General features: G+C 70.3%; 15 protein-coding genes. 10 read left to right on the top strand and 5 right to left on the bottom strand.

What is annotated here, in order from left to right; all coding sequences use genetic code 11:
* Positions 1-46: 46 nt before the first annotated feature.
* Entirely contained in the window at positions 47-1,585 is a 1,539-nt protein-coding gene (locus ABT352_RS04405; protein WP_350942437.1) for a PP2C family protein-serine/threonine phosphatase, read from the bottom strand.
* 120 nt (positions 1,586-1,705) lie between these two features.
* On the opposite strand from ABT352_RS04405, the gene ABT352_RS04400 reads away from it, so the two are divergent.
* Together ABT352_RS04400 and ABT352_RS04395 are read left to right on the top strand one after the other, a co-directional pair.
* Entirely contained in the window at positions 1,706-5,878 is a 4,173-nt protein-coding gene (locus ABT352_RS04400; protein ID WP_350942435.1) for a HAMP domain-containing protein, read from the top strand.
* Positions 5,879-5,881: 3 nt separating this feature from the next.
* Positions 5,882-6,514, top strand: a complete 633-nt coding sequence (locus tag ABT352_RS04395; RefSeq protein ID WP_350942434.1) for a response regulator — start codon at positions 5,882-5,884, stop codon at positions 6,512-6,514.
* A 250-nt stretch (positions 6,515-6,764) separates the two neighbouring features.
* Here the strand turns inward: ABT352_RS04395 and ABT352_RS04390 are convergent, their stop codons facing one another.
* Entirely contained in the window at positions 6,765-8,009 is a 1,245-nt protein-coding gene (locus ABT352_RS04390; protein ID WP_350942432.1) for an NYN domain-containing protein, read from the bottom strand.
* Positions 8,010-8,488: 479 nt separating this feature from the next.
* Complete coding sequence (locus ABT352_RS04385; protein WP_350942431.1) at positions 8,489-11,368, bottom strand: zf-HC2 domain-containing protein; 2,880 nt, start codon at positions 11,366-11,368, stop codon at positions 8,489-8,491.
* Positions 11,369-11,538: 170 nt separating this feature from the next.
* Here ABT352_RS04385 and pyrE point away from each other — a divergent pair, with 170 nt between their 5' ends.
* Positions 11,539-12,075, top strand: coding sequence for an orotate phosphoribosyltransferase (pyrE, locus tag ABT352_RS04380; RefSeq protein WP_350942429.1), 537 nt, complete (start codon positions 11,539-11,541; stop codon positions 12,073-12,075).
* A 156-nt stretch (positions 12,076-12,231) separates the two neighbouring features.
* On the opposite strand, the gene ABT352_RS04375 is transcribed toward pyrE, so the two are convergent.
* The gene (locus tag ABT352_RS04375) at positions 12,232-12,651 is read right to left on the bottom strand and encodes a hypothetical protein (RefSeq protein ID WP_350942427.1); all 420 of its coding nucleotides are present in this window, start codon (positions 12,649-12,651) and stop codon (positions 12,232-12,234) included.
* A gap of 403 nt (positions 12,652-13,054) precedes the next feature.
* Here ABT352_RS04375 and fbaA point away from each other — a divergent pair, with 403 nt between their 5' ends.
* The 4 genes from fbaA (at position 13,055) to ABT352_RS04355 (ending at position 17,101) form a co-directional block, all read left to right on the top strand.
* Positions 13,055-14,077 carry a class II fructose-bisphosphate aldolase gene (fbaA, locus tag ABT352_RS04370; RefSeq protein ID WP_350942425.1) on the top strand — a complete coding sequence of 341 codons (1,023 nt, stop codon included), beginning with the start codon at positions 13,055-13,057 and terminating at the stop codon, positions 14,075-14,077.
* Between the two features lie 101 nt (positions 14,078-14,178).
* The gene (locus ABT352_RS04365) at positions 14,179-14,598 is read left to right on the top strand and encodes a DUF3151 domain-containing protein (RefSeq protein ID WP_350942423.1); all 420 of its coding nucleotides are present in this window, start codon (positions 14,179-14,181) and stop codon (positions 14,596-14,598) included.
* 207 nt (positions 14,599-14,805) lie between these two features.
* On the top strand, positions 14,806-16,089 hold the full coding sequence (locus ABT352_RS04360) for an adenylosuccinate synthase (protein ID WP_350942422.1): 1,284 nt from the start codon (positions 14,806-14,808) through the stop codon (positions 16,087-16,089).
* 85 nt (positions 16,090-16,174) lie between these two features.
* Positions 16,175-17,101 (top strand): glycerophosphodiester phosphodiesterase family protein, encoded by a 927-nt coding sequence (locus ABT352_RS04355; RefSeq protein ID WP_350942421.1) that lies wholly within the window; start codon positions 16,175-16,177, stop codon positions 17,099-17,101.
* A gap of 108 nt (positions 17,102-17,209) precedes the next feature.
* On the opposite strand, the gene corA is transcribed toward ABT352_RS04355, so the two are convergent.
* Positions 17,210-18,376, bottom strand: coding sequence for a magnesium/cobalt transporter CorA (corA, locus tag ABT352_RS04350; protein WP_350942419.1), 1,167 nt, complete (start codon positions 18,374-18,376; stop codon positions 17,210-17,212).
* Between the two features lie 582 nt (positions 18,377-18,958).
* Here corA and purD point away from each other — a divergent pair.
* From purD to murA, 3 genes are all read left to right on the top strand, one after another.
* Positions 18,959-20,194 carry a phosphoribosylamine--glycine ligase gene (purD, locus tag ABT352_RS04345; protein WP_350942417.1) on the top strand — a complete coding sequence of 412 codons (1,236 nt, stop codon included), beginning with the start codon at positions 18,959-18,961 and terminating at the stop codon, positions 20,192-20,194.
* A 143-nt stretch (positions 20,195-20,337) separates the two neighbouring features.
* The gene (locus tag ABT352_RS04340) at positions 20,338-21,372 is read left to right on the top strand and encodes a hypothetical protein (RefSeq protein ID WP_350942415.1); all 1,035 of its coding nucleotides are present in this window, start codon (positions 20,338-20,340) and stop codon (positions 21,370-21,372) included.
* A gap of 177 nt (positions 21,373-21,549) precedes the next feature.
* Complete coding sequence (gene murA / locus ABT352_RS04335; protein WP_350942413.1) at positions 21,550-22,818, top strand: UDP-N-acetylglucosamine 1-carboxyvinyltransferase; 1,269 nt, start codon at positions 21,550-21,552, stop codon at positions 22,816-22,818.
* Positions 22,819-23,026 lie beyond the last annotated feature (208 nt).

Raw genomic sequence — 23,026 nt, 5'->3', positions numbered from 1 at the left:
CCGGCGAGAGGGCCGATGACCGACTCCGACCGGTCGGCGGTCCCCGTCAGCGGGCCCGCAGGACCACGATCGCCATGTCGTCGGCGCTCGGCTCGGGGGCGAAGTCCTGGACCGCGCGGCGGATCCGTTCGGCGACCGCCCGCGCCGACAGCCCCACGCACTCGGCCAGCAGCTTGGCGAGCCCCGCGTCGTCGTCGAGCAGCCGTCCGTCCCTGCGACGCTCGGTCACCCCGTCGGTCACCGCGAGAAGCACGTCACCGGGGTCGAGGTGGACGAGTTCCGCCTTGAAGGTCGCCTCGGGGAAGACCCCGAGCAGCGACTGGGAGGTCACCACGGCCTCCACGTCACCGTTGGGCCGCAGCCGCAGCGCCTCCGGGTGCCCCGCGGAGACCATCGCCACGTCCAGTCCGCTCGGCACGGGCGTGATCTCCCCGTGCAGCAGCGTCAGGAAGCGGGCACGATCCCCCTCGTCCAGGATCGCCTGGTTGAGGCGTTCGAGAACGGCCGCCACCCCGTACCCCTCCCGCGCGAGCAGGCGCAGGGTGTGGCGGGCCAGACCGGTCACCGCGGCGGCCTCGGGGCCGGTCCCGCAGACGTCGCCCACCGCGAACCGCCAGGCGCTGTCACCGGCCGCGAAAAGATCGTAGAAGTCGCCGCCGACCTCGTTGGTCTCCCCTGCGGGCTCGTAGACCACGGCGGGGTCGAGACCGGGGATCTCGCCCGGCTCGTCCGGAGGGAGCAGGCTGCGCTGCAGTGCCCGGTTCGCCGCCGCCTGGGTGGCGTACAGCAGGGCGTTGTCGAGGGCGAGCGCGGCACGGCGGCCGATGTCCTCGGCGTACTGGAACACGTCCTCGGCGAACCGGTCGGGCCGCCCCAGGCACATCGCGCCCAGCGTGCGCCCGCGCGCCAGGAGGGGGATGACCAGCACCTGCGAGTCGGCGAGCTGCATGGACCCACCGCCCTGCGGGATCTGGGCGTCGGCGAGCTCCTCCCTGAGCTCGTCGATGCGCCGCTCGTCGGTGTGCCAGAGGTAGGCTGGACGCTGCGGACCGCCGCCGTTGCTCCACGTATAGACGGCACACCAGGTGGCGAGCCGCGGCACCACGATCTGCGAGATGATCGCGGGCACCATGTCAGGGTCGAGAGTGCCTGCCAGCAGGTCGCTCGCATCGGCGAGAAAACCCATCCATATCGGCCCACGGCTGGGCTCTTCGGTGGCCCACTCCGAGGACGGACGTCCGGAGGAGCCGGCCAGGCGGATCTTGGCCCAGTGCGTGCGTTGCTGGCCGGCGAAGGTGACACCCCATTCCTCCACCGGCACGGACGGCGCGCCGGGGCTTTCTGCGGGAGCCTGCCTCTGGCGCACCTCGATCCGCAGGCCATCACCCAGATGGCTCCAGACGATCTCGAAGGGAACGTCCGTGACCTGCGACGACAGGTCGGCGGCCAGCCGTTCGGCGACCGCCAGGACGGACGCGGCGGCCCAGGCGGTCATCACCTCGATGGTGAACCGCCTGGCGGCAGGGACGGCCGTGTCTCCTGGGGCGAAGGTCGCCGCCAGAACGGCGCGGGGAGCACTGGTCACTGTTCCGTGACTACCACACTTCCCGTTGACATGGGGTGAATCGAAGGTGGGACTACACATTGCGCACCGTGACAGACTGGGGTGACTCACGGCCGCGCCCCCGGGAGTCAGGGAGGTCATATGACCACGGTCAATACCGTGTCCGACGTCGAGGAGCGACGTTACAGCGAATCGGATCTACGACCGATCCTTCAGACGCTCATCACCTGGCGCGACGGTGACTTCCGCCGCCGGGTGCCACACGCACCTCCCGGGATCCTCAGCGAGATCCGCCTGCTGCTCAACGAGGTCGCCGACCGCCGCGAGCACCTCGCGAACGAGCTGCACCGGGTCCGCCGCGAGGTGGTCAAGGAGGGCCGCTTCGGCGAGCGCCTCACCCCCGGCCCCGGCGTGGGCTCGTGGGCCGAGAGCGTCGACTCGGTCAACACGCTGATCGACGCGCTCGTGGGCCCGGTCAGCGGGGCCGCCGACGTGATCGACGCGGTGGCGAAGGGCGACCTCTCCCGCCGGATCGATCTCGACCGCGGTGCCCGGGGCGAGGTGCGCCGCCTCGGCAAGGCGATCAACGGCATGGTCGACCAGCTGTCGCTGTTCACCTCCGAGGTGACGCGGGTGGCGAGGGAGGTCGGGACCGAGGGGCGCCTGGGCGGCCGGGCGAACGTGCGCGGCATGTCGGGAAGCTGGCGCGACCTCACCGAGGCCGTCAACACCATGTCCAGCCGCGTCTCCGCGCAGGTCCGCGACATCGCCGCGGTGACCACCGGGGTCGCCCGGGGCGACCTGAGCCGTAAGGTCACCGTCGACGCGGTCGGCGAGATGTTCGAGCTGAAGAACACCGTCAACACCATGGTCGACCAGCTCCTCGCGTTCGCCGAGGAGGTCACCCGCGTCGCCCGCGAGGTCGGCACCGAGGGTCAGCTGGGCGGCCAGGCGCAGGTGCGCGGCGTCTCCGGCGTCTGGAAGGACCTCACCGACAACGTCAACGTGATGGCGGGCAACCTCACCACCCAGGTCCGCGCCATCGCGGCGGTGTCCACCGCCGTCGCCCAGGGCGACCTGTCCAAGAAGATCACCGCCGACGCCCAGGGCGAGATCCTCCAGCTCAAGGACACCCTGAACACCATGGTGGACCAGCTGTCGATGTTCGCCGACGAGGTCACCCGCGTCGCCCGCGAGGTCGGCACCGAAGGCCAGCTCGGCGGCCAGGCCCGCGTACGCGGCGTCTCCGGGGTCTGGAAGGACCTCACCGACAACGTCAACTCCATGGCGAACAACCTGACCTACCAGGTCCGTAACATCGCCGAGGTCACCACCGCGGTCGCCAACGGAGACCTGACCCGCAAGATCGACGTGAACGCCCAGGGCGAGATCCTCGCGCTGAAGACCACGATCAACACCATGGTCGACCAGCTGTCGTCGTTCGCCTCCGAGGTGAGCCGCGTCGCCCGCGAGGTCGGCTCGGAGGGTCAGCTGGGCGGTCAGGCGCAGGTGCCCGGTGTCTCCGGCACCTGGAAGGACCTCACCGACAACGTCAACGTGATGGCGAACAACCTCACCACCCAGGTCCGCCAGATCGCCGCGGTGTCCACCGCCGTCGCCCAGGGCAACCTGTCCAAGAAGATCACCGCCGACGCCCAGGGCGAGATCCTCCAGCTCAAGGACACCCTGAACACCATGGTGGACCAGCTGTCGATGTTCGCCGACGAGGTCACCCGCGTCGCCCGCGAGGTCGGCACCGAAGGCCAGCTCGGCGGCCAGGCCCGCGTACGCGGCGTCTCCGGGGTCTGGAAGGACCTCACCGACAACGTCAACTCCATGGCGAACAACCTGACCTACCAGGTCCGCAACATCGCCGAGGTCACCACCGCCGTCGCGTCGGGCAACCTGAACCGCAAGATCGACGTGAACGCCCAGGGCGAGATCCTCGCGCTGAAGACCACGATCAACACCATGGTCGACCAGCTGTCGTCGTTCGCCTCCGAGGTGAGCCGCGTCGCCCGCGAGGTCGGCTCGGAGGGCAAGCTGGGCGGCCAGGCCCGCGTCGAGGGTGCCGAGGGCATCTGGAAGCGCCTCACCGAGAACGTCAACGAGCTCGCCGCCCGCCTCACCACCCAGGTGCGCGCCATCGCCGAGGTCACCACCGCCGTCGCGACCGGCGACCTCACCCGCTCCATCACCGTCGACGCCGAGGGCGAGATCGGCGAGCTGAAGGACAACATCAACATGATGGTGGCGGTGCTGCGCGACACCACCACCGCCAACCAGGAGCAGGACTGGCTGAAGTCCAACCTGGCGAGGATCTCCCGCCTCATGCAGGGCCACAGCGACCAGATGGAGGTCGCCAAGCTCATCATGAGCGAGCTCACCCCGCTGGTGTCGGCACACTACGGCGCCTTCTACCTCGCGGAACCCACCGGCGACCGCGACCTGCTCCTCATCGCCGGGTACGGCGCCCGCCCCGGCAGCGGACCCCGGCAGCGGTTCGCCACCGGCGAGGGCATCGTGGGCCAGGCCGCGCTGGAGGGCAGGGGGATCATCCTCGGCAACGTGCCCGCCCGCTACCTCACCGTCGACACCGGCCTCAGCACCTCCACGCCCGCGCAGATCGTCGTGCTGCCCGTCCTGTTCGAGACACAGGTGCTCGGCGTCCTGGAGCTCGCCTCGTTCAGCGAGTTCAGCGAGGTCCACCACGACTTCCTGAACCAGCTCGTCGAGACCATCGGCGTCACGATGAACACGATCATCGCCAACTCCAGGACCGAGGACCTGCTGACCGAGTCGCAGCGCCTCACCACCGAGCTGCAGGAGCGTTCCGACGAGCTCCAGCGCCAGCAGGAGGAGCTGCGCCGCTCCAACGCCGAACTGGAGGACAAGGCCGCGCTGCTCGCCAAGCAGAACCGGGCGATCGAGATCCAGAACTTCCAGATCGAGCAGGCCCGCCGCACGCTGGAGGAGCGCGCCGAGCAGCTCGCGGTCTCCTCCCGCTACAAGTCGGAGTTCCTCGCCAACATGTCCCACGAGCTGCGCACCCCGCTGAACAGCCTGCTCGTGCTCGCCAAGTTGCTCACCGAGAACGCCGACGGCAACCTCACCGCACAGCAGGTGGAGTTCGCCAGGACCATCCACGGCGCCGGTTCCGCCCTGCTGCAGCTGATCAACGACATCCTCGACCTGTCGAAGGTCGAGGCGGGCCGGATGGACATCCACCCCCAGCAGATCTCCCTGCCCAAGCTCGTCGACTACTTCGAGGCCACCTTCGCGCCGCTCGCCCAGGACAAGGGCCTGTCGTTCACCGTCGAGATCGACCCGTCGATCCCGCAGGAGCTCCGCACCGACGAGCAGCGCCTCCAGCAGGTGCTGCGCAACCTGCTCTCCAACGCGATCAAGTTCACCCCCAAGGGAGAGGTGCGGCTGCGCGTGATCCACGCCAGGCGCGCCGTCGCCTTCGTGGACGACACCCTGCGCGGCACCGACGGCATCCTCGCCTTCGAGGTGGTCGACACCGGCATCGGGATCGCCTCCGACAAGCTGGAGGTCATCTTCGAGGCGTTCCGCCAGGCCGACGGGACCACCAGCCGCAAGTACGGGGGGACGGGTCTCGGCCTGTCCATCTGCCGCGAGATCGCCCGCCTGCTCGGCGGCGAGATCCACGTGGTCAGCGAGGTCGGCGAGGGCAGCACCTTCACCCTCTACCTGCCCCCGTCGTACGGCGGCCCGCTGTCCTCGCGCGACGGCGGGGCGAGCACTCCCTCCTCCCCCCGCAACACCACGCTCATCGGGGTGCTCGAGGAGCCGGGCGACCTGCCGGAGCTGACGCTCAACGACGACATGCCCCTGCCGCAGTTCCCGCAGGGCGAGGGCAAGCCGTGGAAGGGCGACGATCCGCTCACCGGGGCGAAGATCCTGATCGTGGACGACGACATCCGCAACGTGTTCGCGCTGACCAGCGTGCTCGAACGCTACGGCTCCACGGTGATCTACGCGGAGAACGGTCGCGAGGGCATCGAGCAGCTCGAACGCAACGAGGACGTCGCCCTCGTCCTGATGGACATCATGATGCCGGAGATGGACGGCTGGGCCACCACCTCCGCGATCCGCCGGATGCCCCAGTTCGCGGATCTGCCGATCATCGCGCTGACCGCTAAGGTCATGCGAGGCGACCGGGAGAAGAGCATCGCCTCCGGCGCCTCCGACTACGTGCCCAAGCCCGTGGACGTCGACCGCCTGCTGGAAAGGCTGCGCGGCTGGCTCACCCGGGGCAAGCCGGCCGCCGACCCCGACGAAGGCGTGTGATCGATGCCGGACAAAGCCAAGATCCTCCTGGTGGACGACCGGGAGGAGAACCTCATCGCGCTTGAGGCCATTCTCAGCTCGCTCGATCTGATCCCCGTCCGGGCGAAGTCCGGGGAGGAGGCGCTGAAAGCGCTGCTCGGCACGGAGTTCGCCCTGATCCTGCTCGACGTCCGGATGCCGGGCATGGACGGGTTCGAGACGGCGGCCCACATCAAACGCCGCGAACGAACCCGCAACATCCCGATCATCTTCCTTACCGTGGTCGACAGCGCGCCCGACTACGCCTTCCGCAGCTACGCGGCGGGCGCCGTCGACTATCTCACCAAGCCCTTCGACCCCTGGGTGCTCCGGGCCAAGGTCGCGGTGTTCGTGGAGCTCTACAACATGAACCGCAGGCTCGCCGAGCAGGCCACCATGCTCCGCGAACGCCTCGCCACGGAGTTGCCGCCCGGTGAGGCGGCCGACCAGGCGGCCGTGCTGCCCGAGCTGTCCAGGCGCCTGGCCGCCGTCGAGGAGGAGGTCGGCCGGGTCGTGGAACTGGCCCGTAAAGGCGGCGACCCCGGTCTCGCGGGGCCGTTGACCGACCTGTCCAATCGTCTCGACCACCTGCGCGCGGGCTTCGACGCCCTTACCTGAGGGGCGTCTTCGAGGTCACCTGACGGGTGCCCCGCAGTCACCCGGCGGACCTCTCCGCGCCCGCCTGAGGGATGTCTCCGCGCCGCCCCGAGGGATCTCCGCGTCACTTGAGGGGCGTCTCCGCGCCTCCCCGAGGGATCCCCGCGTCACTTGAGGAGCGTCTCCGCGCCTCCCTGAGGGATCTCCGCAGCGCGATCCTCTCGCGCCGCGGGTTTCCTTCCGAGCCGGCCGTACGTCTCCTGGGTGCCTCTCAGCGGCGGGCGCGCTCCAGGGCGTCCCAGAAGCCGCGGCGCAGGGCGTGACGGACCTCGTCGTGCAGGAGGAAGTCGATCGGCAGTGAGGAGCCCTGGAGCAGGCGCGCCTCCAGGTCGGAGGGCATCCGGGGCTTGCGGGCGAGGACCGCCTCCAGCCACAGGGCGGGCGCGTCCTTGGCCACGGACTCGCCGAAGTCGTGGCCTTCCTTGTGGGCGGCCTGCACCGCGTCGGAGAGGGTCGTCGCGGCACCGGTTCCGGTGCTCTGCGTCGGCACCGGAGCCGGTTGGGGACCGGTGTAGGCGCCCATCTGCTGCTGCGGGGACTGATAGCTCGGCATGCCGCCGGTGTTGCCCAGCGAGTACTGCGGCGCGACGGGCAGCGGACCGGTCTGGGTGCTGACGGCCGCGTGCGAGGGCGGGGAGGCGGGCGGGGGCGGCGGTGGCGACGACGGTGACGGCGGTGTGACGGGAGCGGCCGGGACGACCGGTGACTCCTGGGTGTAGCTCTGATAGGCGGAGGGCAGCGCGGGCTGGGCGTGAGCCGCGCGGGACGGCTGGACCGCGGGGATGGGACTGGTGGCCGGGGCGGCGGTGTTCGCACCGATGCTCCCGGTGTTTCCGCCGCCGCCCCCGGTGCCGCGCGCGGAGACGGGCTGGCCGTTGGCGGCGCGCTGGTGGCCGTTGGCCACCAGGGCGGGTGTGTCGCCGCTCAGCAGGCTGACGTGGGGGCGCAGCTGACCGGCGCCGATCTCGATCAGGTCGTCGCACTCCTGGCGGAGCGTACGGGAGACGGCCCAGCTGCCGTCGGCGCCGATGTGCACCACGGTGACCCGGATGCCGAGGTCCTGGGCGTCGCAGATGACCTGCGCCAGGTCCTCGTCACCGCTGACCACGACCGCGTCGCAGACCGCGCCGTTGCGGGCCAACGTCATCAGGTCGCGGTGGACCTGGGCGTCGACACCCTCGCGACGACCGGGGCGGATGCGCGACAGGCGGAGCTTGAGGCCGGGGATCTCGGCCAGCGTGTCGTGCTCCGGGGTGCGGCGGCCCTCCACGGTCGCCTCGTACCAGTAGCAGCGCAACAACGGCAGCCCGGTGCGCTCTCTCGACAACTTGTTGAGCAGTTGGAGCAGCCCCGGGTAGTCCCAGGAGACGGACTCGCGGTGGCGGATACCGTGCACCGCCATCGCGCCGTCGGCCAGCAGGTAGCCGGCGTCCACGAACAGCGCGCAACGATCCACACGACACCGCCCTTCCTACGTAGCCCGATCCTTCGGTTCAGACAAGCCTGAAAGAACCCCTCAGAGACCGGACAGACGGCCCTTCCTCAGGGTAATCAAGCAGCTGACCATCCGAGGGTGAATCCCGACGATTCCACCCGCGCTCGACCATACGCTGGATCGTTCACGCAGACCGTACCAGTTTGTCCCGTTCGTGAACCCGTTCGGCGAGGTGCTATCACTTCTGGTTCTCCCTCATCGCGCCCCGGCCTCCCCAGCCTTCACACCACCCCCTCACCGCACAACGAACCCGCAGGCGTGGTGCGCCCTTCCGCCGGGGATACGACTCCTCTTCCGTCGGCGATGCGCCTCGTCAGGTGTACGACCGCCCCCTCCTTTCACGGTGCCGTCCTCTCCTTTCGCGGCGCCGTCGACTCCCTTCACGGCACCGCCGACGACTCACCTTCCACTTCCACCGCGTCGCCGACCACCGAGGGCCGTCACGGGGCGGTCCGCACGCTCACCGCCGCCACGCCGAACAGCAGAACGTCCTCGCGCGTACTGATCTCCAGCACCGGGTCACGGCCGAGAGGCGCCCGGAAGCGGTCCACGTCCGTGCCGAAGGTCGTACCGGTGCCCCGCGCCCCGGCGGCGGACCCGTCGAAGGGATTGCCCGGGTCCCGCTCCCCGCCCGCGGGCCGCAGGGTCCGGCCGCCGAGCCTCACCCGATCGCCCCCGACGCCCGCGTCCCCCTCCCAGGTCACCAGGGACATCCTCGCGGGCACGCCGGAGGGCGTCAGCCCTTCGAGCGGTATCCGCGCCGAGCGATTCTCCCCGTCCAGCATCTCGGTGGTGTCGACGACGACGGCCTGGCTGTACGGCCGGCGCGGGTCGGCGACGATGACCACCAGGCTCCACCCGGCGTGACGCGCCACACCTGACCGCACCGAGGCGTCGGCCACCCAGTACGTCCCGCGAACCCTGCCCAGCAAACGCGTCACATCGGCGAACGCCTGGTAACCGCGCCCCGCGGGCAGTTCTCTCTCCACCACCTGCGTGGCCCTGACCTGCCGGTACCGTTCCTCACCCGGCACCTTGAGCTTGATCCGCCCGCCCGGTGGCGCGCTCGCCGACCAGTAGAGTCCCGCCCACACCACCTTGCTCGCCGCCGGCAGGGCGAGCCGGGCGGCGCTCGAACTGCTCGTCGACGGATCCCCGTCATGATCGATGGGACGCATCTCCCAGTTGTTGTTGTCGCGTCTGCCACCCCGTCGGGAGCGGGCGGCCTCGCACGCGGGCTCCGAGGACGCGCAGCTCACCAGGGTGTTGCCGATCGCGGAGACGGCGACCCGGCCGTCGGTGGCGAACCTGGCCGGGGCCCCCGTCGCCCGTACCCTGCTGCGTGACCTCGCCTCCACCCGCGTCCCCGCGGTGGTGACCGTGACCGAGGGCGACGTCCCGTAGGCCGCCTCATCCGACACCAGGACCCTCAGGAAGACCGCCGTGGCCCGGCCCGCGGGGAGTGGGCCGCGGACGCACCGGGCGCCCCGGTTTCGTGCCCGGCAGGACCAGCCGTCGACCGTACCCACCGGTGTGACGCCACCGACGGCGTTTCCTCGGCGGGACCCGGACGGCAGCGTCACACCTCGCGGCAGCCCGACGTCGGCGACGACCTCCTCGCTCTGCCCCCGGCCGGCGTTGCGCAGCCGCACCACGACGATTCCGGCCTCGGACCTGACAAGGGCGCCGAGCGCGTCGATCCTGGCCACCAGGCGGGGAGCGAGCCAGGCACCCGTCCGGCCGCCCTGCCCCCCTCCGGGCCCCCCTCCGGGCCCCGCTCCGGCCGACGCGCCCCCCTCGGACCCACCGGCCCTGTCCCCGGGGCCCGTCTCGACGGACTCTCCGTCGAGGGGCGCGCCGGCAACGGATCCGGGCGCCGCTCCGGTCTCCTCGGGTCCGCGGCCGGATTCCGCCGACCGCCCCGACGGTGACGGTACGGGGGCTTCGGAGATCTCCGGCACCTCCGGGTCCGGCGAGTCGGGCACCGGGGCCACGACGATCGGCTCGGAGGCCGTGCTCGGCCATCGGACGGGCTCCTCCGTCGACACCAGCACGAGGGCCGCGGCCACCACGACCGAGGTGGCCATCGCACCGGCCGCGACGGCGCGCCGTACGGATCGGGGAGCCCTCCGCCAGCGGCCGGACAGCCCGCCGCCCCCCACCGTGGCACCCATCCTGGCGAGCGCCGTCAGGTAGGCGGGGAACGCGGGACCGGCGACGAGCGGGCCGATGACGGAGCGGACGCCGTGGCCGATGCCGGTCAGTTCCGTGAGCACCGCGCGGCAGCCGGAGCACCCCTCCAGGTGCCTTTCGATGACCCTGCTTCGTTCCCTGTCCAGGCCGCCACGCGTGTGAGGGCCCAGCCTGGTCAGCACGGGCCGGCACTCGGGGGCGGACGTCTCGGCCAGGTGGATGCGCAGGCACGCCTGGCGCATCCCCTCCTTCGCCCGGTGGGCGAGGGCGGCCGCGCCGTTCACGGTCAGCCCCAGCAGGAGCCCGACGTCCTCGATCCTGAGCCTCTCGACCTCGGCGTGCCACAGGACGAACTGCCACCGCTCGGGCAGGGAGAGGAACGCCCTCGCCACCGGCGAGCGTTCCAGGCCCCGCAGTGACGGGTCCACGAGAAACGCGCGCGGATCGAAGGGCCCTGCCTCACCGTCCGCCCGCTCGTCGGTCTCCCCGTCCGCCCTGCCCGTCTCACCGTCGGTGGACCGCTCACCGGTCTCCTCGCCCACCTCGCCGCCGGACTCACCGCTGGGCCGCTCACCGGTCTCCCCACCCGCCTCACCGCTGGGCCGCTCACCGGTCTCCCCACCCGCTCCTTCCCCGGTCGCGGGGACCGTCCGCTCGACGGTCCCCTCTTCCGCCCCACCCTCGACCTCACCGGCCGCCCGCCCGACAGCTCCCTCATCTCCCTCGTCGGGCTCATCCGCGACCGCGCCGGTCGCCCGCTCCACGGCCCCCTCATCGGCCTCGTCCTCGCCGTCGGCCCGCTTGGGGGCTTCCCCCGGCGACCGTTCCGGTACGGCCGGTGTGCCTCCGGCCGTACCGGAACGGTCGTCGGCGATACGGCGGAGGACGGTGAACAGATGGACACGGAACGCCTGTTCCGGGCCGTGTCCCTGGGCGATCACGTGGTGGATCTCGGCGAACGCCTTCTCTACGAGGTCCTCGGCCTCGCTCGCCCCCGGCAGGAGCAGGCGGGCGAGGGCACGCGTCGCGGGGGCGTGTCGCCGATGGAGCAGCCGGTAGGCGGCCACGTCGCCGTTCCTGGTGGCAGCCAGGAGCTCGGCGTCGCCTTGAGATGTTTCCGCACCCATTGTGACCTCACCATTACCCGGAGTTGCCTGCCGGATAATCCCGCAGTCCGCGCCGCGAGTAAACCCGGATCGCACTTTTGCCATCACGGGCCGAAATCGACGTTACGGTCGGCCTGCTCGTAGGCGGGGCCCCGATCGGGCGGGCTCCCCGGTCGCCCTAACCTTGTGCCATGAGCGATCGCGAGAGCCTGCTGGCGGAGATCAAGGGCAAGGCCGTGGTGCACGGCAAGGTCGTGCTGTCCTCGGGCATGGAGGCCGACTTCTACGTGGACATGCGCAGGGTGACTCTCGACGGGCAGGCGGCGCCGCTGGTGGGGCGGGTCATGCTGGACATCACCAAGGATCTGGACTACGAGGCGGTCGGCGGTCTCACGCTGGGCGCCGACCCGGTGGCGGCCGCCATGACGCACGCGGCGGCCGCGCGAGGCGGGAGGCTCGACACGTTCGTGGTCCGCAAGGCGCAGAAGACCCACGGCATGCAGCGCAGGATCGAGGGTCCGGACGTGTCGGGGCGTCGGGTGCTGGTGGTGGAGGACACCTCCACGACCGGCGGATCCCCGCTGACGGCGGTGGAGGCGCTGCGCGAGGCGGGCGCCGAGGTCGTGGCGGTCGCCACGATCGTGGACCGGGGGGCCGCCTCGGCGATCGCCGAGGCCGGACTGCCGTACCTGACCGCCTACACCCTGGCCGACCTCGGCCTCGCCTAGCGGGAAACGGGCCGACCCCGCGCTCCGCCTCAGCGGGAAACGAGGCAGCCCCGCGTTCCGCCTCGGTGGGAAACGGGGTGGCCCCGCGTTCCGCACGCCCTCCCGACCGCCCCGGGTCGGTACGGCTTGCCGCCTGCGACGATGCGGGAGGCGGGGCTAGCGGGAGGCCGTGAACTCCTGGCGTTCGCCCGCCTTCCCCGGGGAGCGGACGGCACCGTTCACCTCGACGCGGACGGCGGCGGAGTCGGCGAGGACGACATCGACCTTGGGGTCGAAGGACCGGAACTGCTCCCCGAACTCCATCTCCCTGTCGAGGAGCACGTCACCTCCGGTGATCTTCACGAAGACCGTGGGGCACCGTTCCCGCAGGCACTCGACGAGAACCGTCGGGACGCGCTCGGGGGTGGCGGACGGCGGCGGGGAGGCGACGGCGGACGAGACGGCGTCCGAGGGGGCGGGCGACGCCGTCGGCGCGCCGGAGCCCAGGCTTCCGGCCAGCGAGAGGACCCCCAGCACGATCAGGACGACGACCGCCGACACCGCGAGTCCGACGAGGACCAGGCGCGCGATGCCCATGGGGTCAGACCTGTGGCGTCCCACACTGTGGAGGTTAGCGGTTCGTGAGGAGATTTCACGACCCACCTGGTCGGATCCGTCAGGGAGGGTGTGTTCCGGCAGATCATCCGCGCCTCGTCCGGGTCGCGCCACGGCCGCCGAGTCCCCCGCGGGAAAAGGGGCAGAAAAGCGCCGCGCCGGGGATTGCCTGGTGGGAAGGGAGGCGAGGGGGGGCCGCGGGTCCCGGCCATCCGGCGGGAACGGGGCCGGGGATACCGTTGGGGAGACGGTCGGAGACACCTCGGTACGCGCCGAAGTGGTACCCGAGCTATCCGGCCGGGAAGAAACTCCGGAATACTGGCCTGCGGGCTATGCCTTCATAGCCGCGCCAGCTGTTCATAGCCGTCTCCAGGGAGATGACACGATGCCTATCGCTACTCCAGAGGTCTACGCCGAGATGCTCGACCGGGCAAAAGCAGGCGGTTTCGCCTACCCGGCCATCAACGTGACCTCATCACAGACCCTCAACGCGGCGCTCAGGGGGTTCGCCGAGGCGGAGAGCGACGGCATCATCCAGGTGTCGACCGGCGGCGCCGACTTCCTCTCCGGTACCACGGTCAAGAACATGGTGACCGGCTCGGTGGCGCTGGCGGAGTACGCCCGCGTCGTCGCGGCGAACTACCCCGTCACGGTCGCCCTGCACACCGACCACTGCCCCAAGGACAAGCTGGACGGTTTCGTACGCCCGCTGCTCGACATCTCCCTTGAGCGGGTGGCGAGGGGCGAGGACCCCCTCTTCCAGTCGCACATGTGGGACGGCTCCGCCGTGCCGCTGGAGGAGAACCTGGACATCGCGCGGGAGCTCATCGAGAAGACGGCCCGCGCGAAGATCGTCCTTGAGGTGGAGATCGGCGTCGTCGGCGGCGAGGAGGACGGCGTCGTCGGCGAGATGAACGAGAAGCTCTACACCACCACCGAGGACGCCCTCGCGACCGCCGAGGCCCTGGGCCTGGGCGACCGTGGCCGCTACATGCTCGCCGCGACCTTCGGCAACGTGCACGGCGTCTACAAGCCGGGCCACGTCAAGCTCCGCCCGAGCGTGCTCAAGGAGATCCAGGACGCGGTCGGCGCCAAGTACGGCGCGGAGAAGCCGTTCGACCTGGTCTTCCACGGTGGCTCCGGCTCGCTGCTCGAGGAGATCCACGAGTCCATCGCCTACGGCGTGGTGAAGATGAACATCGACACCGACACGCAGTACGCCTTCACGCGTCCGATCGTCGACCACATGTTCAAGAACTACGACGGCGTTCTCAAGGTCGACGGCGACGTCGGCAACAAGAAGGCGTACGACCCCCGCTCGTACGGCAAGGCCGCCGAGGCCTCGATGGCGGCACGTATCGTCGAGGCCGCCCAGCACCTGAAGTCCGCGGGCACCAAGCTCTCCTAAGCCCAGAAAAGGGTCACAGCAGAGACAACGAGATCGGCTTCCGGAAAGACTCCGGGGGCCGATCTTGGCCTGACGCGGGTCCACCGGGTAGGACTGTCGTCATGGAATCGCACGAGAACCTCCTCGCCGGCCCGCCGCCCACCCTGCTACCGGACCTACCGGAGGCCAGGGAGGCACTGGAAACCGGCGCCAAAGCATCCGATGTCGCCGCGCGTTTCCCCGGGTACCCGGCCGTCTGGGCCGTGCTCGCGGACGAGTCCTTCGCGGCGGGGCACGCCGTGACGTCGTACGCCTTCGCCCGCACCGGTTACCACCGGGGCCTGGACCAGCTCCGCAGGGCGGGCTGGAAGGGGCACGGCCCGATCCCGTGGGGGCACCTTCCCAACCAGGGGTTCCTGCGGTGCCTGCACGCGCTCGCCCGCGCCGCCCAGAGCATCGGGGAGAAGGAGGAGGCCGAGCGGTGCTTCCAGTTTCTGAAGGATTCGAGCGCCGAGGCGTCCGAGGAGCTGAACAGCCGCTGACCTGCGGGTATTCGACCGTCGGCTCCGCAGCTGATCTGTCCCGCTGAGCCGCGGGTCAGCTTCCGATTCGTCCCTGGGATCTCCCGCCGAACCCTCTTTCCCAAGGTGGGAGATCCCCATTTCGGGCGCGGTCGGGTATTCTCTCCACGCAAGAGCCCCTGTCGCGATTGCGCCAGGGGTTTTCGTTTTTGTGGTGGGAGACTCACGATGCCGGCTGTCGTTCTCGTTGGTGCCCAGTGGGGCGATGAGGGCAAGGGTAAGGCGACCGACCTGCTTGGAGACCAGGTCGACTACGTCGTCAGATACCAGGGAGGCAACAACGCGGGCCACACGGTCGTCATCGGCGACCAGAAGTACGCGCTGCACCTGCTTCCCACGGGAGTGCTCTCCCCGAACGTCGTCCCCGTGATCGGCAACGGCGTCGTCATCGACCCGGGGGTGCTGCTGAGCGAGATCGACGGGCTTCAGGCCCGGGGAGTCTCCGCGGAGCGGCTGCTGATCTCCGCGAACGCGCACCTGATCATGCCCCACCACAAGGCCCTGGACAAGGTCACCGAGCGCTACCTCGGCAAGGCCAAGATCGGCACGACCGGGCGGGGCATCGGCCCCGCGTACGGCGACAAGATCTACCGGATGGGCGTGCGGGTCCAGGACCTGCTGGACCCGGGCATCCTGCAGAAGAAGATCGAGGTCGCGCTGGGCGAGAAGAACCAGATCCTCACCAAGATCTACAACCGCCGGGCGATCGACGCGGGCAAGGTCCTGGAGGAGTATCTCGGCTACGCCGAGCGCCTCACGCCGCACATCGCCGACACCTCGCTCGTCCTCAACAGGGCGCTGGACGAGAACAAGGTCGTGCTGCTGGAGGGCGGGCAGGGCAACCTGCTCGACATCGACCACGGCACCTACCCCTTCGTCACCTCCTCCTCCCCGACGAGCGGCGGCGCCTGCTCGGGTTCCGGCATCCCGCCGACCCGGCTCACCGGCGTGATCGGCATCCTGAAGGCGTACACCACCCGCGTCGGCGCCGGCCCGTTCCCGACCGAGCTCGACAACGAGATGGGCGAGTGGCTGCGCACCACCGGCGGCGAGTACGGGGTGACCACCGGCCGCAACCGCCGCTGCGGCTGGTTCGACGCGGTGATCGCCCGCTACTCGACCCGGATCAACGGCGTCACCGACTACTTCCTCACCAAGCTGGACGTGCTCTCCGGCCTGGACAAGATCCCCGTCTGCGTCGCCTACGAGATCGACGGCGTCCGCCACGACGAGATCCCGATGACCCAGACCGACTTCCACCACGCCAAGCCGGTGTACGAGGAGTTCCCCGGCTGGAAGGAGGACATCACCGGTGCGAGGAGCTTCGAGGATCTGCCCCCCAACGCGCGGGCGTACGTGAAGGCCCTTGAGGAGATGAGCGGCTCCAGGATCTCGGCCGTCGGGGTCGGCCCGGGCCGTACCGAAACGCTTCAGATCCACTCGTTGATCTAGTCAGGACCGGTACGGCTCGCGAACGGCGTCACCGAGACGCGAGCCGTACCGGACGATCGGCGCGCGAGGTGGATAAGGTCCCTGTGTGCATGCCGAGATTCACGGTCACCGCGGCGCTCGCGGGCTCCGTCCAGAGAACACCCTGCCCGGTTTCGCCCACGCCCTCGAACTGGGTGTCGACGCGCTCGAACTCGACGTCGCGCTCACGGCCGACCGGCGGCTGGTGCTCACGCACGATCTCACCGTCTCCCCGGTGACCAGCGCCGACGTCCGTCCCGCCTTCCACGGCGACCCCGCCTTCCCGTACGTGGGCCGGCCCGTCGGAGCGCTCACGCTGGCGCAGCTGCGCACGCTGGAGTGCGGGATACGGGTGCCGCGCCACCCCGAGGACCGTTTCGCCGCGACGCAGGTGCCGGTGCCGAACACCCGGATGCCGACCCTGGCCTCCGTGCTGGGCCTGATGGACGCGTACGGCGCCGACGGGGTGCGGGTGCACGTGGAGCTGAAGTCCGATCCGACCAGGCCGGAGCTGAGCGCCGACCCCGCCGAGTTCACCGAGATGGTCGTCGCCGAGCTCGACCGGCACCGCAGACTGGACAGGGCGGCGATCCTCAGTTTCGACTGGCGCGTCCTGCGGATCGCCCGTTCGCTCACCCCCGCGACCCCGAGGTACGCCCTGATCGAGCGCGCCACCATGGACAGCGCGTGGCTCGACGGCCTCCGTCTGGAGGACTTCGGCGGCGACGTCCCGGCCGCCGCCGTCGAGGCGGGGGGCAGCACGCTCTCCCCCGAGCACGTGATGGTCGACCGGGAGTTCGCCCGGCGGGCCGAGAAGGCCGACCTGCCGATGGCCGTGTGGACCGTGAACGAGCCCGGCCGGGCCGGTGAGCTGCTCGATCTCGGGGTGGCCGCGATCGTCACCGACTATCCCGACCGGATGATCGCCCTGTGGACCGAGCGGGGCATGCCCGTCCCCCGGCCGGTCACCCCCGCGCGCCCGCTGAGCGCCTGAGGGCCGACGGGAGAGCTCGGGTCATATCCAGACGTCGCATCGGAAACCGCGGTGGAGCGAAGCCGACGAGAGAGCCACGGTGGAGCGAGGCCGACAGGAGAACCCAGGTCACATCCAGCCGTTGCGGCGGAAGCCCCGGTAGAGCAGCGTGCAGGCGATGACCATCACGCCGATCACCACCGGGTAGCCGAAGACGGAGTCGAGCTCCGGCATGTGCTCGAAGTTCATGCCGTAGATGCCGGCGATCATCGTGGGGACGGCCATGATCGCGACCCACGAGGAGATCTTCCGCATGTCCTCGTTGGCGAGCGCGTTGGAGCGGGCGAGCGCCGCCTGCAGTATGGAGTTGCAGAGTTCGTTGGACGACTCGACCTGCTCGCAGACGCGGGCCAGGTGGTCGACGACGTCGCGGAAGTACTCGCGCATCTCCGAGGGGATCATCCGGCGCTGGGCCAGCGTGGACATCGGCGACTGGAGCGGCATCACGGACCGCTTCATCTCGATCATCTCGCGCTTGAGGTTGTAGATCCGGCCGATGTCGCGGGCGCTGACGTCGGCGAAGACCATGGCCTCGACGTCCTCCAACTCGGCCTGCATGCGGTCGGCCACGTTGAGGTACTTGTCGACCACGTGGTCGGCGATCGCGTGCAGCACGCCGGTGGGTCCGCGGTTGAGGAGCTTGGGCTTGTCCTCAAGGCGTGCGCGCACCTCCGAGAGGGGGCAGTGGCTGCCGTGGCGCACGGTCACCACGAAGTCGGGGCCGACGAAAATCATGAGCTCGCCGGTGCCGATGATCTCGCTGGTGGCGGTGAGCACCTCGTGGTCGATGTAGGCGACGGTCTTCAGGACCACGAACACCGAGTCGCCGTAACGTTCGACCTTGGGCCGCTGGTGAGCCTTGACGGCGTCCTCGACGGCGAGCGGGTGCAGGGCGAAGACCTCGGCGAGCCACTCGACCTCGGGGGCGTCGGGCTCGTGCAGGCCGACCCAGACGAAGGCGTTCCCCTTGCCGGCACCTCCGCCGGAGCCTCCGTCGGAGGCCGCGTCGGAGCCCTGGTCGTGAGCCGCGTTGTGGGCACGGACGAGCTCCAGGGCGTCGGGGATGCCCAGGGCGTCGATCTTCTTGCCGCCGATGTACGCGGCGTACTCGACGAGCGAGTCGCTCGGCGGTACGCAGACGCCGGTCATCCGCTCACGGATCGAGACGGCGGGCGTGTGCGCGGCACGGATCGTCCGGGTGTGCTTGATGCGAGGAAAGAGAAGCGAGGAGCGCATGGCGAGCCTTTCCCGCCCAACCTGGCGGGATCCACACGCGATGCGATGTCACCCCCGGTGAGGAGGGTGATGCGTGTGGTGCCGGTCGGGCACCGAGATGGGGTGGTCGAGGGTGCGCACAGCAGGCGTGCGCGGGCACGTACTGCTGGGATCGCCAGAGGACATCCCGAACCACCTCCAATCAGCAATAGACACGCAAAGCCACCCAAAAGTAACACGATTGGGGGGACGACTTTCAGCTTACTCCCAGGTTCAACTGTCGATCATGCGTAACCAGACAAAATTCACACGCCCTTTACGGCGCCTCTCCCACCCGAGCGCGCTCCGACTTGTCCACAGGCTGTGGACAAGTCCTCGGATCCGCCACGGGCACGGGTCCACCGGAAGCGCCGACGTCCCGGAGACGGGGCCTTCCAGAGCGTGAGCCGCCCGAAGCGAGGAACTCCCGAAGCGTGAACCGCCCGGAACGCGAGGCTCCCGGCCCACAGGATCCCCGGGAGGACACACAGGATCCCGGGAGCAGACCCCCTCCCGGGGGCACGGGCCCGAGGGCGCCCCCGCAGGGACGATAGGCTCTGACGAGTGCGCGTTCTTGTGATTGGATCCGGCGGGCGTGAGCATGCCCTGTGCCGGTCGCTGGCGGCCGACCCCCAGGTCACCGAGGTCCACTGTGCTCCCGGAAACGCGGGTATCGCGCAGGTCGCGACCCTGCACCCGGTGACGCCGACCGACCCGGCCTCGGTCACCGAGCTGGCCGGGAGCCTCGAAGCCGACCTGGTCGTGATCGGCCCCGAGGCGCCCCTGGTCGCCGGGGTCGCCGACGCCGTCAGACAGGCGGGGATCCCCTGCTTCGGGCCCTCGCGGCAGGCGGCGTTGATCGAGGGTTCCAAGGCCTTCGCCAAGGACGTCATGGTCGCGGCGGGCGTTCCCACCGGCCGGTCGCACACCTGCGTCACGCCCGAGGAGGTCGCCGCCGCGCTCGACGAGTTCGGCACGCCGTACGTGGTCAAGGACGACGGCCTGGCCGCGGGCAAGGGCGTGGTGGTGACCGACGACCGCGACGAGGCGCTCCGGCACGCCGCCGCCTGCGGGCGGGTCGTGATCGAGGAGTTCCTCGACGGCCCCGAGGTGTCGCTGTTCGCGCTCTGCGACGGCTCCACCGCCGTGCCGCTCCAGCCCGCCCAGGACCACAAGCGCGCCTACGACGGCGACCAGGGCCCCAACACCGGCGGGATGGGCGCCTACACGCCGCTGCCGTGGGCGCCCGACGACCTCTCCGAGCAGGTGATGGCCGAGACCGTCATACCGACCGTGACCGAGCTTGCCAAACGCGGCACGCCGTACACGGGGGTGCTGTACGTGGGGCTCGCCCTCACGTCCAAGGGTCCGAAGGTGATCGAGTTCAACGCGAGGTTCGGCGACCCGGAGACCCAGGTCGTGCTGGACCGGCTGGAGACGCCCCTCGCGGGCCTGCTGCTCGCCTGCGCGACCGGGACGCTCGACCGGTTCGGGCCGCTCTCCTACCGCGAAGGCGCCGCGGTGACCGTGGTGATCGCCGCGGAGAACTACCCCGCGGAGCCGGTGAAGGGCGACGTGATCGAAGGGCTGTCCGACCCGGTCGAGGACGCCTACGTGCTGCATTCCGGCACCGCCCTCGACGGCGACCGGATCGTCTCCAACGGGGGCCGGGTGCTCAGCGTGGTCGGCACGGGGCCCGACGTCCCCGCGGCGCGGGCGGCGGCCTACGAGGCCGTGGAGCGCATCCGGATGCGCGGCGCGCACCACCGCACCGACATCGCGAGCCGCGGCGACCTCTGAGCCCCGGTTCGCCGGGGGTGCGCGGGACCTGACCGGCACGTCCGAGCCCTGGTTTTCGGCGGGATGTGTAGCGCCTGATCGGCATGTCGCGATAAGCCTGGGGCAGTCGGTGCCCGTCCCAGGCCGCTCCCCCCGGAGGAACGATGTCGCTCGATCCCGCGATGCCCCCCGAGCGGATCGGCGACACCGGCGTGTTGCGCTGGCCCGGCACCTGGCGGGTGTACGTCGCCACCCGGAGCGAGGAGATCAGGGCCGACACCGAGCGGGCCCTCACGATGCGCGACGAGGCGGGGCAGCTCGCCTCGGTGGGCGAGGGCATCGGCACGCACCTGGCGCGGGCGGAGACGTACGCGCGCAGCACGCACGGCGTACGGCGCTGGCTGACCGGCCAGGCCATCGAGGGCGCCTGGTCCAACGTGAACAGCGCCACCGTGATGCTGTACGGCGTGCTGCCGGCGGCGGAGCTGTGCGGCCGGGCCCCGGAGGTGGTGGCGATCGGCCGGGCCTACCTGCCCGGCGACGACCCCCGGCTCGTCCACCTGCAGGCCAGACTCGCGGCGGGGGACCTGTCGGAGAACGACAGGCCGCTGATGCAGTCGGTGCTGCGGGCCGCGTACACGGCGCAGGCGATGGAGACCGGGCGGGTGCGCAGCTTCCGCAACCTGCTGCTCGGCGGGGTGGTCATGCTGTCCCTGATCGTGTTGAGCGTGGTGGTCATCGGCGCGATCTGGCCGAACGTCATCCCGATGTGCGGCGACCAGTCGGTGATCCGTACCCAGGGGCTGATGCCCGCCCAGATCTGCCCGACCGGCGGTCTGCGGCCGGGGCACGGCGACGTCCCTCTCGTCGCCCTGATCGGCATGCTGGGCGCCGCGCTGGCCACCGCGGCCTCGCTCTCGACCCGCTCGGAGCTGTCCACCCGATACTCGCTCGCGGTCGTGCAGAACCTTCTCAAGGCCCCCGCGGGGGTGGCCACCTCGGTGCTCGGTCTGCTGATCCTGAACTCGGGCTTCGTACCGGGTTTCGCCGGGCTCGGCTCGCAGCCCGCGATCCTGGTCTGGGCGATGGCGTTCGGGTACGGCCAGCAGGTCGTCACCCGCTTCGTCGACCAGCGGGCCGACAACCTCCTCTCGGCCGCCTCCCCCCTCACCACCGCGGGCGGCCCGAAGGGCAGGTAACGGGCCGACGGGTGGCGCGGACGCGGCGGGAGGCCAAGGATTATCGGGCATTCGAGGGGTAGTTCCCCCGCGAAGTGGCCGGTTCAGGGGCATCCAACGACTACTGTTGGCCGGATAAACCTCGGCTGCCGCCCCGCGCCACACGAATCACCCACATCACTTCAAGGAGCATGACGCATGGTCCGTTACCGCGTGCGCGGTGGCAACCCACTTCGTGGAACCGCCTTCATCCAGGGTGCCAAGAACGCCGTGCTGCCCATGATCGGTGCCGCGCTGCTGGCGTCCCGAGGCCGGACGGTCCTGCGCAACGTGCCCATCATCGAGGACGTCCGCCGCGCGGTCGAGCTGGCGGAGAGGGTCGGCGCCACGGTCGAGCTCCACGAGGCGGAGCGCACGCTGGTGATCGACGCCTCGACGCTCAGCAGCCCGGTCCTGCCCGCCGAGATCGCCCGCCGCTTCCGCGGTTCCGTGCTGTTCGTTCCCGCGCTGCTGCACCGGCTCGGTGAGGCGGTGATCGAGGGCGTGGGGGGCTGCAACCTGGGCAGCCGCAACCTCGACTTCCACTACCTGGGCTACAAGCGCCTGGGCGCGATCGTGGACGAGGGCGACTCGGTCATCCACGTCAAGTCGTCGGGGCTCACCGGCGCCACCCTGTACCTGGACACCCCCTCGCACACCGGCACCGAAAACCTGATCATGGCCGCCGCCCTCGGGCGCGGCACCACCGTGATCGAGAACGCGGCGCTGGAGCCCGAGGTTCTCGACGTGATCGAGATGCTGACCCGGATGGGCGCGAAGATCAGCGGCGGCGGCACGGGGTTCATCACCGTGGAGGGCGTGGAGGAGCTCCAGGCCGTCGAGCACACCGTGATGCCGGACCGCCTCGACGCGGGTGTGTTCGCCATGGCCGCCGCCGTCACCGGCGGCGAGGTCAACCTGGTCGGCGCCGACCTCGACCACCTCGGCGTGGTCCGCTACAAGCTGGAGCAGATGGGGGTGGAGTTCGCCGACCACGGCGCGGTGCTCCACGTGCGCAGGGACCGCCCGCTGCGCCCGATCAACGTGATCACCGACACCTACCCCGGCTTCGCCACGGACCTGCAGTCGCCGATCATGACGGTCGCGTGCCTCGCCGACGGCGCGAGTTACATTCATGAACGCATCTTCGATGGGCGTTTCGCTCTCGCCTCAGAACTGAACAAGATGGGCGCCGACATTGAAGTGAAAGAGAACAGTGCTGTCGTTCGCGGCGCCACTCCGCTCACCGGAACAGAGGTAACCGCTCACGATCTGCGCTCGGGAATCGCGCTCGTGCTCGCCGGCCTCGCCGCCGAGGGGGAGACCGTCATCGGATCGGGTTATCTCATCGACCGCGGGCACTCTTATCTGGCCGAGCGCATGCAGTCCCTGGGGGCCGACGTGCGGCGAGAGATTTCAGCTTCATAATGAGCGGGTTTGAGACGCTCAAAAACCGCTCTGACCTGTGTAAACGATGCCAGTCATGGCTTTAACCCGGAAGTGGCTTCCGGAATTGGCCGCAAATCGGGCGTGACATTACGGCCCTCGCAAGCGATCGTTCCAAAAGAGAGCCGAAAACAAACGGACGGCATGATGGGACGAACATTGGTCGAGCGGGCCGAAGAAGCGCCACGAG

It is taken from the genome of Streptosporangium sp. NPDC000563, assembly GCF_040299985.1.
Lineage (GTDB): Bacteria > Actinomycetota > Actinomycetes > Streptosporangiales > Streptosporangiaceae > Streptosporangium.
This window is presented reverse-complemented; position numbering and strand designations above follow the sequence as displayed.

Bases quoted from the DNA above. Each gene is read 5' to 3' on its own strand.
- ABT352_RS04400 (WP_350942435.1), top strand. From the start codon at position 1,706: ATGACCACGGTCAATACCGTGTCCGACGTCGAGGAGCGACGTTACAGC.
- ABT352_RS04395 (WP_350942434.1), top strand. From the start codon at position 5,882: ATGCCGGACAAAGCCAAGATCCTCCTGGTGGACGACCGGGAGGAGAAC.
- ABT352_RS04385 (WP_350942431.1), bottom strand. From the start codon at position 11,368: ATGGGTGCGGAAACATCTCAAGGCGACGCCGAGCTCCTGGCTGCCACC.
- pyrE (WP_350942429.1), top strand. From the start codon at position 11,539: ATGAGCGATCGCGAGAGCCTGCTGGCGGAGATCAAGGGCAAGGCCGTG.
- ABT352_RS04375 (WP_350942427.1), bottom strand. From the start codon at position 12,651: ATGGGCATCGCGCGCCTGGTCCTCGTCGGACTCGCGGTGTCGGCGGTC.
- fbaA (WP_350942425.1), top strand. From the start codon at position 13,055: ATGCCTATCGCTACTCCAGAGGTCTACGCCGAGATGCTCGACCGGGCA.
- ABT352_RS04365 (WP_350942423.1), top strand. From the start codon at position 14,179: ATGGAATCGCACGAGAACCTCCTCGCCGGCCCGCCGCCCACCCTGCTA.
- ABT352_RS04360 (WP_350942422.1), top strand. From the start codon at position 14,806: ATGCCGGCTGTCGTTCTCGTTGGTGCCCAGTGGGGCGATGAGGGCAAG.
- corA (WP_350942419.1), bottom strand. From the start codon at position 18,376: ATGCGCTCCTCGCTTCTCTTTCCTCGCATCAAGCACACCCGGACGATC.
- ABT352_RS04340 (WP_350942415.1), top strand. From the start codon at position 20,338: ATGTCGCTCGATCCCGCGATGCCCCCCGAGCGGATCGGCGACACCGGC.
- murA (WP_350942413.1), top strand. From the start codon at position 21,550: ATGGTCCGTTACCGCGTGCGCGGTGGCAACCCACTTCGTGGAACCGCC.